This window comes from Bradyrhizobium sp. Ec3.3, assembly GCF_000472925.1.
Classification (GTDB): Bacteria; Pseudomonadota; Alphaproteobacteria; order Rhizobiales; family Xanthobacteraceae; genus Bradyrhizobium.
In genome coordinates, this window is record NZ_KI421479.1 from 296,614 (window position 1) to 313,099 (window position 16,486).

10 protein-coding genes are annotated in these 16,486 nt (G+C 66.4%); 5 read left to right on the forward strand and 5 right to left on the reverse strand.

Annotation, left to right across the window (positions count from 1 at the left end; genetic code table 11):
* Complete coding sequence (locus tag YUU_RS0148665; RefSeq protein ID WP_027528616.1) at positions 1–984, forward strand: threonine/serine dehydratase; 984 nt, start codon at positions 1–3, stop codon at positions 982–984.
* 158 nt (positions 985–1,142) lie between these two features.
* Here YUU_RS0148665 and YUU_RS0148670 read toward each other — a convergent pair whose 3' ends face one another.
* The 3 genes from YUU_RS0148670 to YUU_RS0148680 form a co-directional block, all read right to left on the reverse strand.
* Positions 1,143–2,960, reverse strand: coding sequence for a caspase family protein (locus YUU_RS0148670; RefSeq protein ID WP_027528617.1), 1,818 nt, complete (start codon positions 2,958–2,960; stop codon positions 1,143–1,145).
* Positions 2,961–3,095: 135 nt separating this feature from the next.
* Positions 3,096–3,449 carry a hypothetical protein gene (locus YUU_RS0148675; protein WP_027528618.1) on the reverse strand — a complete coding sequence of 118 codons (354 nt, stop codon included), beginning with the start codon at positions 3,447–3,449 and terminating at the stop codon, positions 3,096–3,098.
* Between the two features lie 194 nt (positions 3,450–3,643).
* Positions 3,644–4,969 (reverse strand): hypothetical protein, encoded by a 1,326-nt coding sequence (locus tag YUU_RS0148680; RefSeq protein WP_027528619.1) that lies wholly within the window; start codon positions 4,967–4,969, stop codon positions 3,644–3,646.
* A gap of 75 nt (positions 4,970–5,044) precedes the next feature.
* Here YUU_RS0148680 and YUU_RS0148685 point away from each other — a divergent pair, with 75 nt between their 5' ends.
* Complete coding sequence (locus YUU_RS0148685; RefSeq protein ID WP_027528620.1) at positions 5,045–6,241, forward strand: MFS transporter; 1,197 nt, start codon at positions 5,045–5,047, stop codon at positions 6,239–6,241.
* On the opposite strand, the gene dgcA is transcribed toward YUU_RS0148685, so the two are convergent.
* On the reverse strand, positions 6,211–7,206 hold the full coding sequence (dgcA, locus tag YUU_RS0148690) for an N-acetyl-D-Glu racemase DgcA (protein ID WP_027528621.1): 996 nt from the start codon (positions 7,204–7,206) through the stop codon (positions 6,211–6,213). The two genes, YUU_RS0148685 and dgcA, sit on opposite strands and share 31 nt — an antisense overlap.
* Positions 7,207–7,344: 138 nt before the next feature.
* Here dgcA and YUU_RS0148695 point away from each other — a divergent pair, with 138 nt between their 5' ends.
* Genes YUU_RS0148695 through YUU_RS54740 form a run of 3 tightly spaced genes read left to right on the forward strand, consistent with a single transcriptional unit; the run spans position 7,345 to position 10,188 of the window.
* The gene (locus YUU_RS0148695; RefSeq protein WP_027528622.1) at positions 7,345–8,478 is read left to right on the forward strand and encodes an ABC transporter permease; all 1,134 of its coding nucleotides are present in this window, start codon (positions 7,345–7,347) and stop codon (positions 8,476–8,478) included.
* A gap of 2 nt (positions 8,479–8,480) precedes the next feature.
* Positions 8,481–9,251 (forward strand): ABC transporter ATP-binding protein, encoded by a 771-nt coding sequence (locus YUU_RS0148700; protein WP_027528623.1) that lies wholly within the window; start codon positions 8,481–8,483, stop codon positions 9,249–9,251.
* Positions 9,252–9,267: 16 nt separating this feature from the next.
* The gene (locus tag YUU_RS54740; RefSeq protein ID WP_051390325.1) at positions 9,268–10,188 is read left to right on the forward strand and encodes an MlaD family protein; all 921 of its coding nucleotides are present in this window, start codon (positions 9,268–9,270) and stop codon (positions 10,186–10,188) included.
* 527 nt (positions 10,189–10,715) lie between these two features.
* On the opposite strand, the gene YUU_RS0148710 is transcribed toward YUU_RS54740, so the two are convergent.
* The gene (locus YUU_RS0148710; RefSeq protein ID WP_027528624.1) at positions 10,716–16,343 is read right to left on the reverse strand and encodes a S41 family peptidase; all 5,628 of its coding nucleotides are present in this window, start codon (positions 16,341–16,343) and stop codon (positions 10,716–10,718) included.
* Positions 16,344–16,486: the final 143 nt, after the last annotated feature.

Here is a 16,486-nt window from a genome sequence, read left to right on the forward strand (position 1 = left end):
ATGACGGAACAGCCCCTCCCGGTCGGACCCGCCGACATCGATGCCGCAGCGCGCGTGATCGCGCCCTTCGCCATCCGCACCCCGCTTTTGTCCTTTCCTGTGCTCAACGAGCTCGTCGGTGCAAAGGTGTTCCTGAAGCCGGAGATGTTGCAGCGGACCGGCTCGTTCAAGTTCCGTGGCGCCTTCAACAAGGTGTCCTCGATCCCGCAGGACAAGCGCAGCGGCGGCGTGGTCGCGTTCTCGTCAGGCAATCACGCCCAGGGTGTGGCGGCCGCGGCAAAGATCCTCGACATGCAGGCGACCATCGTGATGCCGTCGGATGCGCCGCTCTCCAAGCGCGAGCGCACCAAATCCTACGGCGCCGAGGTCGTGCTGTACGATCGCGACCGTGACGATCGCGAAGCGATCGCACGCGGCATTGCCGAGAAGCGCGGCGCGACGCTGGTCAGGCCCTATGACGATCCCTACGTCATCGCAGGGCAGGGTACCGCGGGCCGCGAGATCGCCGAGGACATGGCGGCGCTCGGTATCGCGCCCGATATCGTCGTGGCGCCGGCCTCCGGCGGGGGCCTGATCGCGGGCGTCGCGACCGCCGTGAAAGCCCGCTATCCGCAGGCCCAGCTCGTCGTGGCCGAGCCCGAAGCGTTCGACGATCACAAGCTCTCGCTCGCCGTAGGTCACCGCGAGGCGCATGCGCCCGCAGGACGCACGATCTGCGACGCGCTGATGGCGCTGATCCCGGGCGAGATGACCTTTGCCATCAACGGCAAGCTGTTGTCGCGCGGCGTCACCGCATCGGACGCGGAGGTCGGCGCGGCCGTTGCGTTTGCCTATCGCGAGCTGAAGCTGGTGGTCGAGCCCGGCGGTGCCGTCGGCCTCGCCGCGCTGCTCGCGGGGCGTCTCGATGTTGCCGGCAAGAACATCGTCATCGTGCTCTCGGGCGGCAATGTCGACGCCGATTTGTTCGCCGAGCTCGTGGCCTGATTCTTTGTCGGTTGGTGTGAGTCGAAGAGCTCCGTTTACCTCTCCCCGCTGGGGAGAGGTAAAAACCGAGATCGTGCTTAATCACACGCGACCCTGACATGGGAGAGAGGGCGGAGCATCGCTGCTCTGCCCTTCGTCATTGTTGCAGTTCGTGATGATCAGTGCATGAAGCCGACGCGGCGATTCATGCCGGCGTTCGCCGGTGCCTGATTCATCGTCTGGGCATATTGCGGCTTGAAGTTGTTGTTCATCGCGCCGCCGCCCATCCGGTTCGGCATCGTGTTGAGCTGCGGATGGTTGGTCCGCGCCTGGATGTTGTTCGGCGGATTGTTGTTCTGCTTGACGATACCGGTATTGCCGTTGCCGGTCCGGATCGGCTGGTTCTGCCTTTGCACGTTGTTGGTCTTCACGTCGATGTTCTTGATGTCGACGTTCGAACCGCCCTTGCCCGCGGTCGTCACCGGCAGGGTCACGATCTTGCCGGTGTTGCTGGCGTTGTTGCCGGCATTCGTGGTGTTGGTTACCGGCAGCGTCACGATCTTGCCGACGGTCCCGTTGTTGGTCGTGCCATTGGTCGGCGCAGGCAGGGTGACGATCTTGCCCGGAAGCTGCGACGGCGTGGTGTTCGGCTGGTTGTTGGAAGGCGGCGTGCCGATCTGGCCGCCATTGCCGAGCTTGCCGATGACGTTGCTGTCGATCGGGATCGGCTTGTTCTGCGCGCCGCCATTGCCCTGCTGCGCGAGTGGGATGTACTTGGTCGGACCGAGATTGCCGAGCTTCAGCGTCGGCGCGATGGTCTGCGGCGCGAGGAAATGCGTCGCCTGCATCAGCGGGATCTTCTTCGGCTCGACCTGGAGCTTCAATGCCGGCGTCGCATAGGGGCTGCTGGCGTAGCTGTCGTGGAAGTTCTTGTAGGCGAGCGGCGAGTTGGCGAGAACGGCCTTGTGCCAGGCTTCCACCATCAAGAGGTTGGCGAGCAGCCAGCGGATGTGGTCGCACAGCGGGTCGTGCGGGTACATCCGGACGAACTCCTGATAGTACTCAGGATTGCCCTCGGAGAGCACGTAATCGTAGGCCTGCCGCGCGGAGCGGCTCGGCAGGTTGGACGCCATCTGCACGACCGGCGACTTCACCGGCGGGCGGTTGGCGGCAACCGCGGTGTCGCCGAAGAAATAGAAGTCGCTCGTCAGCGATGAGCTTTCCCACGGCGTCTGCTGGCCGTCGGTGGTGTGGTTCACCTCCAGCCGCACCCGCTTGAACAGCTGCTCGATCGGCACGTTCGGTTCGCGCGCGACGTTCAGGAAGGCCTGGGTGTAGGGACTGTGACCGCCCCGGCCGTCGAGTGCCTCCGCGCCCGGCGCAGTCGAGTAGCCGACGATCGAGCCGTTCGGCGCGTCGACGATGGCAAGGCCACGACTGGCGTCGGTCAGGTATGGGAACGGATTGTTGCGGCAGGCATCGAGAATGACGATGCGCATGCGGCTCGGGATCGTCTCGAGCGTCGACATCACGTCGACGAGGCGCACCGAGTTGTTGACGAGCTCGGTGGGGCTCGAGACCTTTGCATCGACCGGCACGAGATAGTTCTCGCCGGCAAGCTGCACGCCGTGACCGGCGTAGTAGACCATCGCAACTGTGTTGGGTCCGCGCGCGGCGACCTTCGCGGAAAAGTCCTGCACGACCCTCAGCATGTCATTCTGGGTCAGGTCGGTCGCGGAAATCACCTCGAACCCGGCGGAGTTGAGGAATTGCGCCATCGACTGCGCATCATTGTCAGGGTTCGCGAGCTGCGGCGCGTTCTGGTAGTTCGAATTGCCGATCACCAGCGCGACGCGCTGCTCCGGGCCTTGCAGCGCGGTAGGCGCGGCATTGCCCTGCTCGACGATCGCGGTCTGCGCGGAAACGGGACTGCACGCAAAGCCGAACAGGCTTCCGAGCAGGCCCGCATACATCAGCAACGATTTGAAACGGAACATAAGCGTGCTCCCCTAGGGACTAATCTCGATGTGAGATTGGTTGCGGGGACGCTAGACCGCGTTCAGGGGAGAGGGACGTGATGCCGGTCACCCAGGCGGCGGACGTGATCTGGGTCACACTGGCGCCGGCCGTGGTTAGGGAAAGCTCCTGACGACCTCGATCAGGCCGACAATGGCGGCGTTGAATGCGTCGAGATCTTGTGCAGGGATCCAGTATTCCAGATGGGATCGACCGCCTGCCTCCTGCACGTCGTACCTGTCGATGTAGCTCCGCTTGATCCGGAAGCGCGTCACGAAGCCTGCGCCGCTCGCAGGCACATTCCAGTCGCGCGCGATCTTGATCGCGTAGTCCTCGGTGAGTACCGGATAGAAGATCGGCTGATCCGGCAGGCGCGGTGGGAAAGCGCGCATACCCGCTTGTTGGATCAGCTCAAGCTCCTTCGGTCCGACTGGCCGCCAGAGGGTGAGAGTGTCTTCGTCAGCCGGCATTGTTGGGCCTGTTGGATGAGCTCGGGCTATTGCGGTGACAGTTGTTGTAGCGCGCTGTCTCAAGGCCGTCATTGCGAGCGGAGCGAAGCAATCCAGAATCCCTCCGCGGAAAAGTCTGGATTGCTTCGCTCCGCTCGCAATGACGGAGCAAGATGCGTCAGCGTGATTCTCCGACTCACACGAATGCGCTGCGTTTACGAGAAGAACGCGATCTTCTCGGCCTGGGTCATGCGACGGATCGGCGCCAGCGGATCGTTGGCGGGTGCGCGGGGCTTTTGCAGCATGCCGCTCGCAAGTATCGTCGAGCCGAGCGACGGCTGCTCCGGCAGCGGCGAGGGCATGGGAAGGGGCGAAGTCTGCGAAGCCGCCTGTAGCGTCGCATGTAGAGCTGCCAGGGCCTCTGCTGGCGCCGGGCGCTCCATGATCGCGACCGCGGGCTCGAACGGCGCGACTGGCGCGATCGATTGGGCTGCGATCGACTCGGGCAAAGCTGGCTCTTGCAAGACCGGCTCCGGCAAGACTGGATCGGACAAGTCTGGCCCGGCGGCGACGGGCGCCTCGACAGCGGCTGCGACTTCAACAGGCTCGGCGATCGCCTCGTCGAACTCGGGATCGGGCGCGGCCATCTCCATCGCGATCCGCTCGAGAATGGCTTCGTCTTCCGCCTCGGCTGCGGCATCGAACGGAAGCTCGTCGGCGGCATCCGCGAGGGGGGCAGGCTCGGCAACGCTCTCTTCGATCGCGACGCGGCCTTCGGCGACCTTAGCGATTCCGGTCTCTCCAGCGACGTCCATCGCCTCACTGATGGCCGTCTCATCGGCGACCTCGGCCGCAGCAACTGTGGCCTCAGGCTCGGAAACTGTCGCGACCGCCTGCGGCATCTCCGCTGCGGGCGGCTCGCTTGCCGCCATCGCCACCTCGGCATCCGCCATCGCGAGCATCTCGGGCGCCGGAGCAGGTGGGGGGTGAGTCGCCGCCGCGTCTCCCGTTTCGACCCGCTCGACATGGTCCCTGAGCAGATCGAAGGCGGCCTTGAGGTCGGTGCGGGGGTCGATGGTCGAAGTCTGACCACAGGCGGCCTCGATGGCCGCGAGCTGCGAATCAATCAGGTCGCAGATTCGCCCGTCGGCGCCGATCTCGCGCCAGCGCCAGGAGATCTCCTTGATGATGCGCACACCGCGGTGGATCGGCCCGAGGCTGGTCTCGAGCAGAGCGGGATCGAACGCCGCGATCGCGATCGTCTCGGCCTCGCGGATGGCGCGGCGGATCGCCACGAGCGCCTCGGGCAGCCGGTCCTCGACGACGGGTTGGCGCTGTGCTGCAAGGGTTTCCTCGATCTTTGCGACCGCGTCGAGCACCATGCGCGTGTCGGCGTTGCGGTTGCGCTTGGCGTATTCGCCGAGGAACCAGCGGCCGCGCGCGGTCTCCATGAAGGCTTCGCGGATCGCATCGTAGTCCTGCTCGTTCGGCTCGGCCGCGCGGGCAGACATAGGCGAGAGGGCGAATGCTTCAGTGGCCATGGCAATCTCGTCGCGCAAATCAGTGCGCGTTACAGTAACGATCATCACGATATCGACCGAATCGCAATTGGTTTGATGAAGAGCGAATCACAAATCCCCATCGCAGCGGCGCAAGGCCGGCGATTCGCCGTGTACCTGGCACTGTTCTACAGCGTCTCGTTCGCCGTCCTCGGCACGCATCTGCCCTTCTTCACGGTGTGGCTGAAGGCGGTCGGCATCGAGCCGGCCTGGATCGGAATCATCAGCGCGGTCCCTGCGGTGACGCGCTTCACCACACTGCCCTTCGTGACCGGCTTCGCCGAGCGGCGCCAGGCCGTGCGCGCGGCACTGATCCTGACCGCATTCGCGTCGGCGATCGGCTTCGCGCTGGTCGGCACGCAGCATCAGCCCCTGCCGGTGCTGCTGCTCTACATCGTCACCTGCTGCTTCTGGACGCCGCTGCTGCCGCTGACGGACGCCTATGCGCTGCGCGGCGTCGCCCGCTACAAGCTCGACTACGGGCCGTTGCGGCTATGGGGCTCGGTGGCCTTCATCGCCGGCGCGCTCGCCTGCGGGCTCCTGGTCGATGTGATCGCCGCGCGCGAATTGATCTGGATCATCGTCGCGCTTGCGGCGCTCACTGCCTTCACCGGCCTTTCGCTTCAGCCGCTGGATGAGTCGCGACGAAAGAGCGCAGCCGCGCATGGCGGCAAGCGCCTCCTGCGCGATGCGAGCTTCCTCGCGATCATCGCCTCGGCGGCGCTGATCCAGAGCAGCCATACCGCCTACTACACCTTTGCCTCGATCAACTGGCAGGCTCACGGGCTCGGCGGGCTGACGATCGCCGGCCTGTGGGCGCTCGGCGTGTTCGCGGAGATCATCGTCTTTGCGGTGTCGCCGCGGCTTTCGCTGCATCCCTCTCTGCTGGTGGTGATCGGCGGCCTGAGTGCGGTGGCGCGCTGGTCGATCACAGCGCAGGAGCCTCCAGTCGCAGTGCTTGCGATGGTCCAGCTCGCACACGGGCTGAGCTTTGGCCTCACCCAGGTCGGGGTCATGAACCTGCTGGTGCGTCACGTGCCCGCGCATCAGATGGCGCGCGGGCAGGGCTACTACGCGGCGACCAGCGGGCTGTTGAGCTCGACGACCTCGATCATCTCGGGCGCGATCTACGCGCGCTATGGCGAGGCGCTGTATTACCTGATGGCCGCGATGGCCGGCACGGGCGCAATGCTGATGTGGACTGCGCGGCACCGCCTGTTCGCTCATCCCCAGAGCGATGCCTCCGGCGGATAGACGAGGCTTTCGTCATAGCGCAGGCCGTGATCGCGATCCCTTGCCAGCAGCAGCGGCCCGTCGAGATCGACGAACCGCGCCTGCGGCGTCACCAGCATTGCGGGCGCCATCGACAGCGAGGTCGCGACCATGCAGCCGACCATGATCTCGAATTCCAGCGCTTGCGCAGCATCGGCCATCGCGAGCGCTTCGGTCAGGCCGCCGGTCTTGTCGAGCTTGATGTTGACGGCGTCGTAGCGCTCGCGCAGGGGCGCGAGCGAGGTGCGGTCATGCACACTCTCGTCGGCGCAGACGGCGAGCGGCCGCCTGATGCGCGCCAGCGCCTCGTCCTGGCCGGCCGGCAGCGGCTGCTCCACCAGGGTGACACCGACGTCGGCGCAGGCAGCCAGGTTTTGCTCGAGATTGGCCAGCGTCCAGGCCTCGTTGGCATCGACGATCAGTTCCGATTCGGGGGCGGCCTTCCGCACTGCGGCGATCCTTTCAGGATCGCCTTCCCCGCCGAGCTTGATCTTCAGGAGCGAGCGGTGCGCCGCCTTGGCCGTCGCCTCGGCCATCGCCTCAGGGGTGCCCAGTGAGATCGTGTAGGCGGTGGTGCGCTCCCCCGGAACCGGGCGGTCGAGCAGGTTCCACGCCCGCAGGCCCGCCTCCTTGGCCTCCAGATCGATCAGGGCGCAGTCCAGGGCGTTGCGGGCCGCCCCAGGGCCCATCGCGGCCTGCAGGGCGCGCCGGTCCAGTCCGCCCCGGATCGCCTCCTGCATGGCCTGGAGCGCCCTCAGTGTGGCCTCCGGGGTCTCCCCATAGCGCGCGTAGGGCACGCATTCGCCGCGGCCGGTCAGGTCGCCCCGGCTCACCTCGGCCACGACGGTCACGGCCTCGGTCTTGGCGCCCCGGCTGATTGTGAAGAGGCCGGCGATCGGGAAGCGCTCGATTCGCGCCGCCAACATTGGAAGTTTGCTGGAAGTCATTTAGAACTCTGGCAATTTCTGAACCGGCTGGTTACCTGATGCAACTAACTATGGCTGGTTGGGGGTACCTTCTTCAAGGTTAGGGCGCGTGCGCAACCATCTCTTCTCATCCGAACCCTTCGCTAGGGAGCGGACATCTTGAACGGCGATCCAAAGCTGGAGCAAATTGCCAAGGGCAACGCGTTGGCACTTTGCGCCACGGGAGCCTGGACCGCGAGCTTCGCGCCGGCCCTCGAGCGGATGGTGGCTGACGCCGAGAAGCTTGCCGGCAGCCGGCCGAACATCTTCATCGACGTCTCCGAGGTCTCCAAGCTCGACACCTTCGGCGCCTGGCTGATCGAGCGCTTACGCCGTAGCCTGACGCAAGGTGCAGCCGAGGCCCAGATCGCAGGGCTCTCGGCGAACTATTCGAGCCTCGTCGACGAGGTGCGGCGGGTCAAGGCGACGCCGGTCATCGAGACCGGCGCCATTACCATCACCGGCATGCTGGAGCAGATCGGCCGCGGTGTCGCCGGCCTCACCGGGACCGTGACCGATCTCGTCGACATGCTCGGCGCGGTGCTCGCAGCCAGCGGTCGCGTACTGATCCGCCCGCGCTCGTTCCGTCTGACCTCGACCGTGCATCATCTCGAGCAGGTCTGCTGGCGCGCGGTGCCGATCATCGTGCTGATCACCTTCCTGATCGGCTGCATCATCGCGCAGCAGGGCATCTTCCACTTCCGCAGGTTCGGCGCCGACATCTTCGTCGTCGACATGCTGGGCGTGCTGGTGCTGCGCGAGATCGGTGTGCTGCTGGTCGCGATCATGATCGCAGGACGCTCCGGCAGCGCCTACACCGCCGAGCTCGGCTCGATGAAGATGCGCGAGGAGATCGACGCGTTGCGCACCATGGGGTTCGATCCGATCGAGGTCTTGGTGCTGCCGCGCATGCTGGCGCTGGTGCTGGCGCTGCCGATCCTTGCCTTCCTCGGCGCGATGGCCGCGCTCTACGGCGGTGGGCTCGTCGCCTGGCTCTATGGCGGCGTCGATCCCGAAGCCTTCCTGCTGCGCTTGCGCGATGCGATCTCGATCGATCATTTCATCGTCGGCATCGTGAAGGCGCCGGTGATGGCGGCGGTGATCGGCATCGTCGCCTGCGTCGAAGGCCTTGCCGTGCAGGGCAGCGCGGAATCGCTCGGACAGCACACCACCTCGTCGGTCGTGAAGGGCATCTTCTTCGTCATCGTCATGGATGGCGTGTTCGCGATCTTCTTTGCATCGATCGGGATGTGATGATGGCACCCGAAATCCAGGACCCCATCATCCGCGTCCGCGACATCACCGTGCAGTTCGGCGCGACACGCGTGCTCGACGGGCTGAACCTCGACGTCAAGCGCGGCGAGATCCTCGGCTTCGTCGGCCCCTCGGGCGCCGGCAAGTCGGTACTGACGCGCACCATCATCGGCCTCGTCTCGAAGGTTGCCGGCCGTATCGAAGTGTTCGGCGTGGATCTGGATTCGTCCAATAGCTCGCAGCGCCGCGGCGTCGAGCGGCGCTGGGGTGTGCTGTTTCAGCAGGGGGCGCTGTTTTCCTCGCTGACCGTGCGGCAGAACATCCAGTTTCCGATGCGCGAATATCTGAAGGTCTCGCAGCGCCTGATGGACGAGATCACCATGGCCAAGCTCGCCATGGTGGGCCTGAAGCCGGAGGTCGCCGAGCGCTTTCCGTCGGAGCTGTCGGGCGGCATGATCAAGCGTGTCGCGCTGGCCCGTGCGCTGGCGCTCGACCCCGAGCTCGTGTTCCTGGACGAGCCGACCTCGGGCCTCGATCCGATCGGTGCCGGCGATTTCGACGAACTGGTCAGGACGCTCCAGCGCACTTTGGGCCTGACCGTTTTCATGGTAACGCACGACCTCGACAGCCTTTACACAGCTTGCGATCGCATCGCCGTTTTAGGGAACGGTAAGATCATTGCGGCAGGGTCGATCGCCGACATGCAGGCCTCGCAGCATCCCTGGTTGAGGCAGTATTTCCATGGCAAGCGCGCCCGCGCGGTCATGAGCTGAATATCCGGAGCACTTCATGGAAACGCGGGCGAATTACGTGCTGATCGGGTCGTTTACGCTGGCGGTGATCGCCGCGGCGATCGGCTTCGTGCTGTGGTTCCAGTCGCTGCACACCACCAAGCAGCGCAGCCCCCTGCGGGTCGTGTTCGAGGGTCCGGCGGCGGGCCTGCGCAACGGCGGCAGCGTCAACTTCAACGGTATCCGGGTGGGGGAGGTGGTTTCGGTGAAGCTGGACAACCCGCGTCGGGTTGTCGCACTCGCCATGGTCGAGAACAACGCCCCGATCCGCAAGGACACCCTGGTCGGCCTCGAATTCCAGGGCCTGACCGGCGTCGCCGCAATCTCGCTGAAGGGCGGCGAGGAGGCGGCCCCGCCGCCGCCGCTCGACGAGGACGGCATCCCGGCGCTCACCGCGGACCCCAACAAGCTCCAGGACGTCACCGAGGCGATCCGCGGCACGCTGCAGAACATCAACAAGCTCGTCGCGGACAATCAGGAGTCGGTGAAGAACTCGCTGAAGAATCTCGAGACCTTCACCACCTCGCTGGCGCGCAACTCCGAGCGCATCGATGCCGTCATGGGCAAGGTCGACGGCGTCATGCTCAAGGCCGACAGCCTCATGCTCGGCCTCAACACGCTCGCCGGCGGCAAGGATGGCGGTGAACTCTTCCAGGCCGTGAAGTCGATCCGCGAGCTTGCCGATGATTTCGACAAGCGCTCGGGCGCGCTCATGACCGACGGCCGCCGTACCCTCGGCGACATCAGCCGCGCCGTGAACAATTTTGACCGCAACCCGACCCGCGTCCTGTTCGGCGCCAGCAACAGCAGCGCGCAACAGGCCCCGCCGCCGGCCGAACCGCCGAAGCCGGCGCCTGCACCTGCTAATGCGCGCGCCACAGCGCCAGCTCAGGCTGCGCAGGGGCAGAAGCGGCAGTAGGCTCACCGTTTGCGGAATCGGGTCTTCGAACTGTCCGGAACGTAGATGTTCAAATCGATGGCGATGCGCAAGTCGGCCGCTACCCTCAGGAGTTGAAATTCAAGAGTATCGCCGGCGTGCTCGTAGCAGAACCATCCGACGAAGAGGCTGATCGGGCCCCAGTTGCGGACAAGGTTCTGAGAGCGCGACGATGCGGTTTGAGCCGCCTAAGTACGGTCCGTATTCGCTTTGCGAGCGGCTCGCGCTTGTCTCTTCCGAAAGGGATCGAGCAATAGGATCCCGTGCCTCGACCGCCAATGCGCGTTCCCTTGGGAGTTTGCCGTTCGTCGCCCGCCGTCCACATGATTGCCGGCGTGAGGCCTAGCCGGCTGCAGATGACGGATAGGTCGCGCGTGCGATGGCTGATGTGTAGTGCAATGTCCATCAGCTGCGGTGACATCACGAATTGCAGTTTCTGTTGCGTGGCTTCGTCAAACGAAAACGGAGGCCGCGAGGCCTCCGCATTCTAGTTCGTTGCTGTCTGCCGCTTACCCCAGCCGTCCCGCCGAGTGAGCGAGCAGCGTGTAGACTAGGCCCGTCTCCGAGGTTAGGTGGCCGCGCAGCTCCTGCGGGCCGCGGCCGTCGCGGGCGACTTCGTCGAGCAGACGCTCGAACTCCGAGATGTAGCGGTCGACCGTGCCCTTGAAGTTGCGGTCGGCGCGATACTTGCGGGCGACCTCGTCAAAAGCCTTCTGGCCGGCGGGCGTGTAGAGGCGCTTGGTGAAGGCCTTGTTCTCGCCGCGCTGGTAGCGGTCCCACATCTCGGCGGCGAGGTTGCGGTCCATCAGCCGGCCGATGTCGAGCGACAGCGACTCCAGCGGATTGCCGTTACCTTGCGGCGCCTGAGGCGGCTGCTGCTGCGGACGGCCGCGTGGTGCCTCACGGCCCGTCGGAGCCGCCGGGCCGGTATCGGCGCGGTTCAACAGATCCGACAGCCAGCCGTCGCGGCTTTGGTCGTTGCCGGCCGGCGCGACCGGCGGGGCTTCAGTGCGGCGAGAGGCGGGCACGCCGAGGTCCGGCGGCGGCAGGGTCGACGCGCTGCCGGTGTCGCGGATGCGCGTTTCGGTGCCGCGGCTGACGGCGGTCGCCAGCATCGGCTCTTCCTGACGCGCAACCGAGGCGCGGCCCGCGGTCGTGACGTCGAGGCCACGGCCGTGCTGGGCGACGATGCGGTTGAGCTCGGCGAGGGCCTCGATCTGGTCGACGATCACCTTGCGCATCTGCGCGGTGCTTTCGGCGGCCTCCTGCGGCATCTCGAGCACGCCGCGGCGCAGCTCGTTGCGCGTGGCCTCGAGCTCGTTGTGCATCTCGAACGCCATCTGCTTCATGCTGGCGACGAGGTTGCCGAACTTCTCGGCCGACTGCTTGAACATCGTGTCCGCCTCGTCGGTGGTCTGGCGGTAGATGTCGTGCATCGCGTCGATGGTCTGGCGGTGCTCCTCTTCGGAAGCCACGCGCACCGCCTCGAACTGGCGGGTGATCGCGGCAGATCCCGCACCGGCGGTCTCCGCTACGACGCGCGCGATGTCGCGGGCACGCTCTTCCGCAGCGGCAAGCGACTCATCGAGCAGGCCGGTGAAGCGCGACAGCCGCTGGTCGAGATCGGCGGTGCGCAGGTCGATCGTGGTGACCAGCGATTCCAGCGCCTGCTTGCGCTCGGCGAGCGAGGCGGTGGTGTTCTTGTTGCTCTGCTCGACGACAGCGGCGGCATCGACCAGCGCCTTGCCGTGCGCGTCGAACTGGGTCGAGAGCTCGCCGAGGTCGACCAGCGCCTTCGTGGTCTTGGTGTTGAAGACGTTGAGCTGCTCTTCGAGGTTCTGCGTCGCCGCGCCGTTGCGCGCGGTGACGTCGTTCATCGCCGAGACGAAGTCGGCGACGCGGGTCACCAGCGCACGCTCGAGCGAGTTGAGGTTGTCGTGCGCACCGGTCAGCACCTCCTGGAGGAGGATGTTGCCTTCGCGCAGGCGCTCGAACAGGGCGACGGTGTCGGTGCGCAGGATCTTGCTGGTCTCCTGCATCTCGGTGACCGCCGCGATCGAGACCTGGCGCGACTGGTCGATCGCCGCGCGCGAGGCCTGCTCGAGGTCCCTGAGCGACTTGTTGACCGCGCCGGTCGCGACTTCGCTCGCCGCGTTGATGGTGCGTGCGACCTCGTTGCCGTTGCCCGACATCGACTGCGAGAACGCCTGGCCGCGCGTCTCGATCGACTTCAGCGCGTCGGAGGTGACGCGGTCGATGTCGAGCGTGAGCTGGCTGGTCTTCGAGCCGATCGCGTCCACCAGCGTGCCGCGCTTGGCGTCGATCAGGTTCGACAGGCGGTCGGCCTGCTGCTGCACATAGGTGACGATCTCGTCGGTCTTGGCCGTCATGGCCTGGCCGAAGGAGCCGCTGGCGGCGAGCACCGAGCGCTCGACGTCGGCCGAGCTCGACTTGACCCGCGCGCTCGCCTCGTTCGAGGCGGTGATCAGCGCATTCTGGGCGTTCAGTGCGCTGGTCTGGATGTCGTTGGTGGCGTTCGAGGTCGCCGTGCCGAGCGCGCGCTCGATGTCGGTCGAGATCGCGCGGATCTGGCTGGCTGTATCCGCCGACGTCGCGGTCAGCGACGACTGCGCCTCGCGTGCGCTGTTGAGGATCGCCGCCGCGGTATCGGCGCCGACCGCGGTGAGCGTGCGTTCGATGTCTGAAGACAGCGACTTGATCTGGCTCGCCGCTTCCGAGGAGGCGGTGACGAGCGTTCCTTGCGCGTCGCGGACGCCGGCCGTGAGCGCCTCGATGGTGGCGCCGCCGGCCATGGCCAGCGAGCGCTGCATCTCGGCGGCGAGCGATTTGACCTGGCCGGTCTGCTCGGCCGAGACCGCGAGCAGGGTGCTTTGCGCGTCACGGGCGCTGGTCGTGATCGTCTCCGCGGTGGACTGGCCTGCCTGCGACAGCGAGCGCTGCACCTCGGCCGCGAGCGACTTGACCTGGCCGGCGGCATCCGAGGACGCGGTAACGAGGGTGTTCTGGGCCTCGCGCGCGCCGGCCGTGATGGTCTCGGCGGTCGAGGTGCCGGCCATCGAGAGCGAGCGCTGCACATCGGAGGACAGCGCCTTGATCTGGTTCGACGTCTCGGTCGAGGCCGCGATCAGCGTGCTCTGTGCGTCGCGTGCCCCGGCGGTGATGGCCTCGGCCGTCGTGCTGCCGGCCAGCGACAGCGAGCGCTGCACGTCGGCCGTGAGCGTCTTGACGTGGTTGGCGGCATCGGAGGAAGCGGTGATGAGGGACGTCTGCACCTCGCGCGCGCCGGCCAGGATCGAGGCAGCGGTGGCCGAACCCGCCGCCGACAGGGTGCGTTCGACGTCGGCCGACAGGGACTTGATCTGGTTGGAGGCTTCGCCCGATGCGGACACCAGGGTCGACTGCGCCTCGCGGGCGCTGGTCAGGATCGAGTTCGCTGCGCCCGTGCCGACGGCAGTCAGCGCGCGCTCGACCTCGGACGAGGTCATCTTGAGCTGTGCGTTGACGTCCGAGGACACCGTCATAAGCGACTGCTGGGCGGTCCGCGCGCCGGTCTGGATGGTCTCGCTGGTGTTGACCACGAGGTTGGTCAGCGAACGTTCGGCGTCCTCGACATGCGAACGGATGGTGGTGGAGATCATCTCCGCGCGCGACATCAGGTCGTCGCTGGCCTGGCGTCCACTGCTCTCGATGCGGCCGGCCACTGCCTCGACCCGCGAGCCGAGCAGGTCCTCGAACTGCGCAACGCGCACGTCGATGTCGTTGGCGACCGAGCCGACCTTGGTCTCGATGGCCTGGTGGATTTCCTGGAAGCGCGCGGCGACCGTGCTGGTGAGAAGCGAGCTGCGGCCGTCGATCGTCTCGGTTACGCCGGTGATGCGGCGGTCGACAGCCTCGATCGCCTGCGCGGTGCCGTCGGACAGGGTGGAGGTCAGCAGCGTAAGCCGCGAGTCGACCGACTGCACCGCCTGCGCCGCCGTGTTGGTCAGCGAGAGCGTGAGCTCGGTGAAGCGCGAATCCATCGACTGCAGCGCCTGCGCCGCGCCGCCCGTCAGCGACGTGGTCAGGTGCGTCAGGCGGGCGTCGATCGACTGGATCGCCTGTGTCGCACCGTCGGTCAGCGACGCCGTGAGGTGGGTGAGGCGCGAGTCGATCGACTGGATCGCCTGCGAGGCACCGTCGGTCAAGGACGTCGAGAGCGCGCCGAGGCGGTTGTCGATCGTCTCGGTGACGGACTTCGCGCGCGTGTCGAACGACTGTTCCAGCGCGACGACCCGGCCGCCGAGTTGATCGTCGAGGGTCTTGAAGTGGCCTTCGATCACACCGTCGAAGTTGGCGAGCTTGCTGCCGAGCGAGCCGTCAAGATTGGTGACGCGTTCGCCGAGCGTGGTTTCGAACTGCACCAGGCGCTGGTCGAGCGCCGCGGTGATCTCGCCGCCGTTCGAGGTGAGGCGGGTGTCGAAATTGTCGACATAGGTCTTCAGCGTCTCGGCGATATCGGTCGTACGCTGGCCCATGCGCTCGACGATCTCGCCGCCGAAGGTCTTCACCGTACGGTCGAACTCGGAGATGTGGCGGGTGATCAGCGCGCCAAGCGTGCCGGAGTCGCGAGCGAACCTCTCCACGAGGTCGGCGCCCTGGTTCTTCACCAGCTCGTCGAACGCGCTCATCTGCAGGGAGAGGGAATCGTGCGCGGTCTCGGTCTGGCTCACGACCTTGGCGACCAGCGTGTTGACGGTGGCGTCGAGCGCCTCGCTCGCCTTGTCGCCGCTCGTCATGATGTGGCCGGCGAGCCGGTTGCCGGCGTCGTCGATCTTGGCGGAGAGGTCGTTGCTGCGCAGCTCGAGCTCGAGCAGGAGCGAGTCCGAGGAGTTCTTCAGGGAGTCGTGGACCTGCTCGGTACGCTCCGAGATGCCGTCGACGATCGCCGACGAACGCTGCTCGAACTCGCCGGTGATGCGATCGATGCGCTCGTTCAGCATCTCGTGGACGCGGTCGGCGAGGTCGACGAACTCGTCGTGGACGTGACCGGTCTTGAAGTTGAGGCTGGTGGTCAGCCGCTCGCTGGCGTCGAGGACCGCGCGCGTGGTCTCGTTGCTGGCTTCCTCGAGACGGTCGAGCAGGTCGCCGCCGCGCTCGCCGAGCGCGAGGATCATGTTATCGCCGGCATTGCTCAGCGCCTGCGTGATGTGGGCGCCGCGCTCTTCCAGGGCGCCGGTGATGGATTTTGCGACCTCGTCGACGCGTGAGGCGATCGCGTCCGAGATCAGCGCGATGTCGTGGCGCAGGTCGATCTGCACGCCGGAGATGGCGCTGCGGACCTGCTCGGCCTGGCCGACGAGGTTGTCGCGCTGATGGGCGATGTCCTGGAGCAGGGCGCGGATGCGGACTTCGTTGTCGCTGTAGGCGCGCTCGAGGGCGGCGACTTCGTTCGCGACCAGCGTCTCCAGTTCGCCGGCGCGCGCGATCGCGCGCTCGATGCCGTCGCCCATTGCCGCGACCTCGCGGCGGATGGCCTGGCCGACGGTGACCATGGAATCGGAAGCCGAACCCTCCGGCTCGGAGAAGCGGATCGCGACCTGCGCCATGGCCTGCGCGATCATGCGCATTTCCTGGCCGCGCCAGACGAGGCTCGCGAGGAAGTAGAACAGCATGATGGGCGCGAAGAACATCGCGACGAGGCCGGCGATGACCAGCACGCCGCCGCTCTGGCCCATGGCGGCATGGATCGATGGCAGGAAGCCGACGGTCAGCGCGGCGCAGGCCGCAAGCCAGATCCCGGCGAAGACAGTTGCGAAAGTGTAGACGCTGCGGGCAGGGCGGCCCTTCTGAAGCGCCTGGAGGAGCTGGCCGATGGTCTCGCGGTCGTCATTGGCGGCGCGGCGCGGCGTGCGCGGCTCCTCGATCGGGTCGAACACCGGCCGATCGGTCGCGGCAGGGCGCGCCTCGAAGGTCGGCTCGTCGAACACGGGAGGCGGCAGCGCCGGAGGCCCATTCTCGGTCCGTACCGCAGAGGCGCGGCTGGTGTCCGCAGCCGTGTCGCTGATGTTCAGGGCTTCCTGGATTGCAGAAAGCGCGACTTCCGTGGGGTCTTTGACCTTCTTGGGAGTATTCGCCATGTTCAGTTTGAGCCCTCGTTACTTGTACACGTCCCCCGCGAGGCCCGCGCATTCCGCAAGCTCACAGACCGGTGCATGCCGCTAACGCGGATCCATTGCCGTCCTCCACCCGAGACGGCTTGTCCGCCAATTTCCGCAACATC